At 58.7% G+C, this 6,834-nt stretch carries 8 protein-coding genes; 2 read left to right on the forward strand and 6 right to left on the reverse strand.

Annotated features, from left to right (window positions below):
* Positions 1–355: 355 nt before the first annotated feature.
* The 6 genes from phoU to IIY41_RS05415 form a co-directional block, all read right to left on the reverse strand.
* Entirely contained in the window at positions 356–1,018 is a 663-nt protein-coding gene (gene phoU / locus IIY41_RS05390) for a phosphate signaling complex protein PhoU (RefSeq protein ID WP_009322569.1), read from the reverse strand.
* A gap of 106 nt (positions 1,019–1,124) precedes the next feature.
* Positions 1,125–1,886: a phosphate ABC transporter ATP-binding protein PstB gene (pstB, locus tag IIY41_RS05395; protein ID WP_009322568.1), complete on the reverse strand. Its 762-nt coding sequence runs from the start codon at positions 1,884–1,886 to the stop codon at positions 1,125–1,127.
* A gap of 32 nt (positions 1,887–1,918) precedes the next feature.
* The gene (gene pstA / locus IIY41_RS05400; RefSeq protein WP_154522413.1) at positions 1,919–2,785 is read right to left on the reverse strand and encodes a phosphate ABC transporter permease PstA; all 867 of its coding nucleotides are present in this window, start codon (positions 2,783–2,785) and stop codon (positions 1,919–1,921) included.
* Positions 2,782–3,699, reverse strand: coding sequence for a phosphate ABC transporter permease subunit PstC (gene pstC, locus IIY41_RS05405; RefSeq protein ID WP_009322566.1), 918 nt, complete (start codon positions 3,697–3,699; stop codon positions 2,782–2,784). Before pstC ends, pstA begins: the two co-directional genes overlap by 4 nt.
* Positions 3,700–3,787: 88 nt before the next feature.
* Positions 3,788–4,678, reverse strand: a complete 891-nt coding sequence (locus IIY41_RS05410; RefSeq protein ID WP_287400096.1) for a phosphate ABC transporter substrate-binding protein — start codon at positions 4,676–4,678, stop codon at positions 3,788–3,790.
* Between the two features lie 253 nt (positions 4,679–4,931).
* Positions 4,932–5,654 (reverse strand): tRNA threonylcarbamoyladenosine dehydratase, encoded by a 723-nt coding sequence (locus IIY41_RS05415; RefSeq protein WP_287400097.1) that lies wholly within the window; start codon positions 5,652–5,654, stop codon positions 4,932–4,934.
* Positions 5,655–5,858: 204 nt separating this feature from the next.
* On the opposite strand from IIY41_RS05415, the gene IIY41_RS05420 reads away from it, so the two are divergent.
* On the forward strand, positions 5,859–6,302 hold the full coding sequence (locus tag IIY41_RS05420; RefSeq protein WP_050006596.1) for a hypothetical protein: 444 nt from the start codon (positions 5,859–5,861) through the stop codon (positions 6,300–6,302).
* A gap of 283 nt (positions 6,303–6,585) precedes the next feature.
* Positions 6,586–6,723, forward strand: a complete 138-nt coding sequence (locus IIY41_RS05425) for a helix-turn-helix transcriptional regulator (protein ID WP_155201421.1) — start codon at positions 6,586–6,588, stop codon at positions 6,721–6,723.
* Positions 6,724–6,834 lie beyond the last annotated feature (111 nt).

Raw genomic sequence — 6,834 nt, forward strand, 5'->3', positions numbered from 1 at the left:
ACGCAAACTTTCCCGATTGGTTCTCCGCAGCGGGAAACGCGGCCCTGCAGCCGCCGCCTTGGATCTCTTCGCGCAGGATATCACGCAAACTTTCCCGACGGGTTTTCAGCCGCGGGAAGCGCGGCCCTGCAGCCGCCGCCTTGGATCTCTTCGCGCCGGATATCACGCAAACTTTCCCGACCGGTTCTCCACAGCGGGAAGCGCGGCCTTGCAGCCGCCGCCTTGAATCTCTTCGCGCAGGACACCCGGCAGCCTTTCCCGACCGGTTCTCCGCAGCGGGAAGCGCGGCCCTGCAGCCGCCTTGAATTTCTTCGCGCAGGATGCCGGGCAGGGCATTTTGCCGTTTTCCGCAGCCTTACAGGATGCGTTCGCTTTTGTGCATGCCGGTTTTGTAGAACTGCACCCATTCGCAGATGTTCACCGCATGGTCGCCCAAACGCTCCAGATATTTGGCGATCATCAGGTAGTCGATGGCGCAGTCCACATGCTCTTCATTCACGGCGATATACGCGGCAAGGTCTTTTTTGATCTTGTTGAAATAATCGTCCACCACATCGTCCCGGGCAATCACGTCCGCAGCCAGAACCAGGTCCTCCCTGACATAGGACTGGATGGAATCGTCCACCATTTTCTGCGCGGCCTCGGCCATATCCGCAATGTCGGACAAAGAGGCCGGGATGCCGTGCTCCTTGATGTGCGTGGTGATCTCCGCGATATCTGCGGCGGCGTCGCCGATGCGTTCGATATCCGTAATCATCTTGATGGCCGTGGATATTTTCCGAAGGTCGCCCGCCACGGGCTGCTGGCGCAAAAGCAGCGTCAGGCACTGGTGCTCGATGCTGCGCTCCATATCGTCGATGTTGCGGTCCCCCGCAATAACGCTTTGGGCCAGCGCGCCGTCGTTGGCCTCCAGCGCCTCGATCGCTTTGTCGATGGCGTCCGTCGCCAGGGCGCCCATGCGGATGAGCGACGCGGAAAGGCTCTCCAGCTCTGCGTCGAAAGAAAGGCGTGCGTTCATAAGGGTTACTCCTTTATTATAGGTTGTTTGGCAAAAAAGCACAATGGCAGGGCATATTTTTTTACATGCCGCCCCGTGGGAACGGCTGCAAAACAGGCCGCGGGCATCAACCGAAGCGGCCCGTAATGTAGTCCTCGGTCCGCTTGTCCTTCGGCATGGAGAATACCTGCTCGGTCTCGCCGAATTCGATGAGGTCGCCCACCAGGAAGAACGCGCATTTGTCGCTGATGCGCGCGGCCTGCTGCATATTGTGCGTGACGATGACGACGGTGTAGCTTTCTTTCAGGGACGCCATCAATTCCTCAATGCGCATGGTGGAAGCCGGGTCCAGCGCGCTGGTGGGTTCGTCCATCAGCAGCACGTCCGGCTCCACAGCCAGCGCGCGCGCGATGCACATGCGCTGCTGCTGGCCGCCGGAAAGGCCCAGGGCCGACTTTTTCAAACGGTCCTTCACCTCGTCCCACAGCGCCGCGCCGCGCAGTGATTTCTCCACAAGGTCGTTCAGCTCGGCTTTGGAATGCGTGCCGTGCAGCCGGGGGCCGTAGGCGATGTTGTCGTAAATGCTCATGGGGAAAGGGTTCGGCTTCTGGAATACCATGCCGATCTTCTTGCGCAGCCAGGTCACGTCCACCTCTTTGGAAAAAATGTCCCGGCCGTTGTACAGCACCTCGCCCTCGATGCGCACGCCGGGCACAAGGTCGTTCATGCGGTTGAGCGTTTTCAGGAATGTAGATTTGCCGCAGCCGGACGGCCCGATGAAAGCGGTGATCTGTTTTTCGGGGATCTGCATATCGATGCCCTTGAGCGCCTCAAAGGCGCCGTAATAAAGCTTGAGACGGTTTGTCTGCAAAATGATGGGGCTTTCCATATTGTTCTTACTCCTCTTTCACTGCTTCGCGGTTACTTCGTTTTTCTGCGCAGCTTCTTTTCCACCAGCTTCGCCGCGCCGTTGATGCACAGCACCAGGAGCATCAGGATGGCCGCGATGGCGAAGCCCACGTCGAACTCGCCGCGTTCGCTCACATACATGTACAGCGCCACGCTGAGGGTGCCGCCGCTGCGCGTGAAGGCCGAAAAGATATTGTTTGCCACAACGGTCCCCACGCCCGCCGTAAACAGCAGCGCGGCGCTTTCGCCCACGATACGGCCGATGGACAAAATGCAGCCTGTTACAATGCCGTCCACCGAGGAAGGCAGAATGATGGTGCGTATCATGTACCATTTTGTCGCACCCAGGCCAAGCGCGCCCTCGCGGTAGCTCTGGGGTACGGTCTTCAGGGATTCCTGCGTGGTGCGGATGATGGTGGGGAGGATCATGATGACCAGCGTGCACCCGCCCGAGAGAAGGCTCGTCTGAAAGCCCAGCATCTGCGCGAAGAACAGCATGCCCACCAGGCCGTAGATAATGGACGGGATGCCCGCCAGGGTCTCGGTGGCGAATTCAACGATGCGGATGAACGTTTTATTGGAGGCATATTCCGTCAGGTACACTGCCGCGCCCACGCCCAGCGGCAGCGCGATGAGCAGGGTGAACAGGATGATATACAATGTGTTCAGGATGTTTGGCAGAATGCCGATGGTATCCATGAGCACACTGGGCGCCGTGGAGAGCAGCTGTCCGGTGATATGCGGCAGACCGCGCACAAAGATATAGCCGATGAGCACCACCAGCAGCGCCACGGTGAGGAAAGCGCTCAGATATACCACTGTTTTGAAAAAGATATCGTATGCGCGGCGGCGGCCGCTGCGCCTGTCTTGTCCGTTCATGGTTTCTCCCCTTTCTTCAGGAAGAAGTTCAGCAGGCTGTTGATGAGCATGATAAAGCAGAACAGCACCAGCGCGATGCTGAACAGCGCCTGCTTCTGCAGGCCGCTGGCATAGCTCATCTCCTTGGCGACGGCCGTCGTCAGGAAGGTGACGCTCTTGAACAGGCCCGGCATATTGGCCACGTTGCCCGCCACCATCATCACGGCCATGGCCTCGCCGATGGCGCGGCCGATGCCCAGCACGATGCCTGCCACGATGCCGCTTTTGGCCGCCGGGATGCTCACCTTGAAGATCGTTTCGATCTTCGTCGCGCCCAGCGCCAGGCTCGCCTCCTCATACTCGGGCGGCACGGCGTTCAGCGCCGTTTCGCTCACCGAGATGATGGACGGCAGAATCATGATGGCAAGCACCAGAATGGCCGCGAACAGGCAGGTGCCGTTTTTCAAATGGAACAGCTCCATCACAGCCGGCACCAGCACCATCATGCCGATGAGGCCGTACACCACGCTGGGTATGCCCGCCAGCAGCTCCACCGCCGGGCGCACGACCGACGCGACCCGTCGGCTGGCCACCTTAGAAAGGAACACCGCCGTCAGCAGGCCCACGGGCACGCCGATGACGATGGCTCCCAGCGTGCCCCAGATGCTGGTGAGGATGAACGGCAGAATACCGAATTTCGGCTCGGCGGCAGTAGACTTCCATTCGGTGCCGAACAGGAAGTCGAGCAGGCCGATCTCCCGGATGGCCGGCAGGCCGGAGACGACCATATATACGGTGATGAGTGCTACGGCGGCAATGGCCGCCGCGCCGCAGACAAAGAACACCGCGTTCATGATTTTTTCGATCGTTTTTTTCAGCGCGCGCCGGCGCCTGCGTTTGCTCTCGATGCTGTTGTCCAGTGTTGTTTCTTTCATATCCAAAACCCTTTTCGCATCTTCAATGAATCATAGCCGGAAAGAGCCGGCGCCCCGCGCCGGCTCCCCCGCTTTGTTCGGATGTGGATTATTTCGCAACAGGCACGGCGCCCGCGTTCACGATCAGCTCGCTGGCGGCGTCGCTGGTGGCGAAGTCGATGAACGCCTGCGCGGCCTCGCTCAGCTCTGCGCCGTCCTTCGTAACGAACACGAACGGACGCTGAATTTTGTAAGTGCCGTCCTGCACGGTCGCCTCGCTGGCGGCCACACCCTCGACGGTAACGGCCTTCACGGTGTCGTCAACCGCAGACAGGGACGCGTAGCCGAAAGCGTTGGGGTTTGCTGCAACGCCCGCGATGACGGCGCCGGTGGAGGTGAGCTCCTGGTCGTATTTGCAGGCGTCCTTCACGTCCACAATGCTTTCAAAGCCGTCGCGCGTGCCGGAACCGGCCTCGCGGCCCACAAGTACAACCGGCATGTCCGGGCCGCCCACTTCGCTCCAGTTGGTGATCTCGCCGGTGGCCAGGCCTTTGATCTGCTCCAGGGTCAGGTCTTCCACCGTGTTCTCGCTGTTCACAATGATGGCGATGCCGTCAAGTGCGAACGTGGTGGCGGTCAGGCCGCCTGCGGCCTCATCGTCCTTCAGCGCACGGCTGGAAAGGCCGATGTCCAGCGTTCCCTCGGCCGCGCCGGTAATGCCCGCGCCGGAGCCCGTGGGGTCGTAGGTGACGTCCACGCCGCTGTTTTCCGCCATGAACGCCTCAATGAACGCGCCGACAACCTTTTCAACCGAGGTGGAACCGCCCGTGGTCACCTTGCCGGACAGCGTGCTGGCGGCAGGCGCGCCGGAAGCAGGCGTGCCGGACGCGCCTGCGGGTTCGCTGGAGGCAGCGGCCGGGGTGGATGAGCCGGTGCCGCCGCATGCGGCGAGGCTCAGCATCATAATGCCGGCCAAAACAATCGCAAAAATCTTTTTCATCGTTTTTTACTCCTTTGCCTTGTTCGCAAATCTTTTCTTTCCCTTTGGGACACCCTTATTTTACAATTCCTTCCTCCGCCGTAAAACCAAGGGAATGTATCGTGTTTGTAAAGCGTTTGTAAACCGCCTGTCGGGCGTGCCGGGGGCGCGGGCCGGTTTACACGGGCTTTACACGGCGCGCCGTTTCCCAGCGGCGGCCTTACCCGCAAAAAAGCGCGGCCGGAGCCTTTCGCCCCGGCCGCGCCGCCTCGCTTTATTCTTCTGCAATGCCCGCGATGATCTTTACCGCCTCGCCCGCCAAAATCATGCCCGCCACGCCGGGCACCCAGCTCACGCTGCCGGGCGCGGGGCGGCCCGCGGGGCCCTTTGTTTCTCCGCCCGGACGGGGCGTCAGCGCGGGCGCGGTGCTGCACACCACGCGCAGGCGCTCCACGCCGCGCCGACGCAGTTCCCGGCGCAGCACCCGGGCCAGCGGGTCGTTCTGCGTTTTATAAAGGTCCGTCACAACAAATTTTGTCGCATCCAGACGGTTGCCGCACCCCATGGCGCTGACGATGGGCACGCCGGCCTGTGCGGCGCGGGCGATCAGCTCGATCTTCGCGCTGACGGTGTCGATGGCGTCCACGATGCAGTCGTATTCGGAAAGGCTGTATTTCGGCGCGTCCTCCACAGTGTAAAACACGGGCATGCAGGTCACTCTTGCCTGCGGGTTGATGTCCCGGATGCGCGCCGCCATTACGTCCACCTTATATTGCCCCAGGGTAGCGTGGGTGGCTGCGATCTGCCGGTTGATGTTGGAGAGCGCCACCGTGTCGCTGTCGAACAGCGTAAGGCTTCCCACGCCCGCGCGGGCCAGAGCCTCGGCGGCATGCCCGCCTACACCGCCCACGCCGAACACCGCCGCGTGCGCGCCCGCCAGACGCTCCAGGGCCTGCGGCCCCAGCAGCAGCTCGCTGCGTCTGAATTCTTCCCGCATCATTTTCCCTTCCTTTTGCACAAACCTTTGAAATTTAGTATAGCCTAAAGCCGTATGCGCCGTCAATCTTACGTTTTGCAGGACCCTTTTTGAGGAAAGCGTTGCCGGGATATACCTTCGGCGGTTTCTACAAAAACACGTTGATATAGCAGGGGCCCTGTGCTATAATCGGCTCAACAAATCTGGATTTATGAAGGTGATAAAATGGAGAACTGGCAGAGTGCCGAAACGCAAAAGGACATTGAACAGCTGATGTCCGCTTATGGTGATTTTCATGACGCCTGTATCGTATCTCTCAACTTTCAAAGCGGCGCATTTGTTGATGATAAAAGCGCAATGCATTTTGGCGGCCCGGAAGAGCGTGTTTTATCCGTCGTATTTCAACGTCAATGGGAACCCAAAACCATAGAGCTCCAATTTATCGGTTTGCGCCAACTACACCTGATTGGATGGCAGGACAATTACCTATGTAATATTTTAGAAGCATATTTGGCTTTTCATGATAATTTGCTGCCCGGCAAACCCCATCGTGTAATTGTGTGGTCTGATAATAGTTGCTTTGATGCTGCTGAAATTGGAAGTACGATTCAAGAGCCAGCAGATACATACATTGTGTCAAACGTATTGAGATGGCGCATTAAAGAATAGGCAAAAGCAGATTTATCGGGCAGCCGTCCATCAACCGGCAACTGCCCGTTTGGGATATTTTGACGAACGGTTTGACGAAGCGGCTTTCAGCAACGCCGATCTGAAAAGAAAGTTTTGCAGCGAGCGGACGCATATAGGGACGCATATTAAAAAGGCACTGCTTTTGCAACAGGCCCAAGCGCTTACGGCCTGCTTCCGGGTCATCTCACTGCATTCGACCAACAGTCGATTGTAATATCCCCTGCCGTGCAATATAATTATCCCAATAAGGAGGCGCTGCATCATGGACACCGAAAAAATGGGACGGTTTATTGCTGAGCGCAGAAAAGACAAACATATGACGCAAAAAGATTTCGCACGCATGCTGAATATTACGGACAAAGCGGTCTCAAAATGGGAGCGCGGAGTTTCCCAAAGTTAAAGATACCACATCAATCCCACGCGGACTTTTGCTCAACCGATACAGCCGGAGGGCTGGATAACAAGAAAAGGCGGTATGCGCCCCGTGGAGGGGTAGCGTACCGCCTTTTCT

The sequence above is a fragment of the Ruthenibacterium sp. genome (genome assembly GCF_017421385.1).
In the GTDB taxonomy this organism is placed as follows: Bacteria; Bacillota; Clostridia; order Oscillospirales; family Ruminococcaceae; genus Ruthenibacterium; species Ruthenibacterium lactatiformans.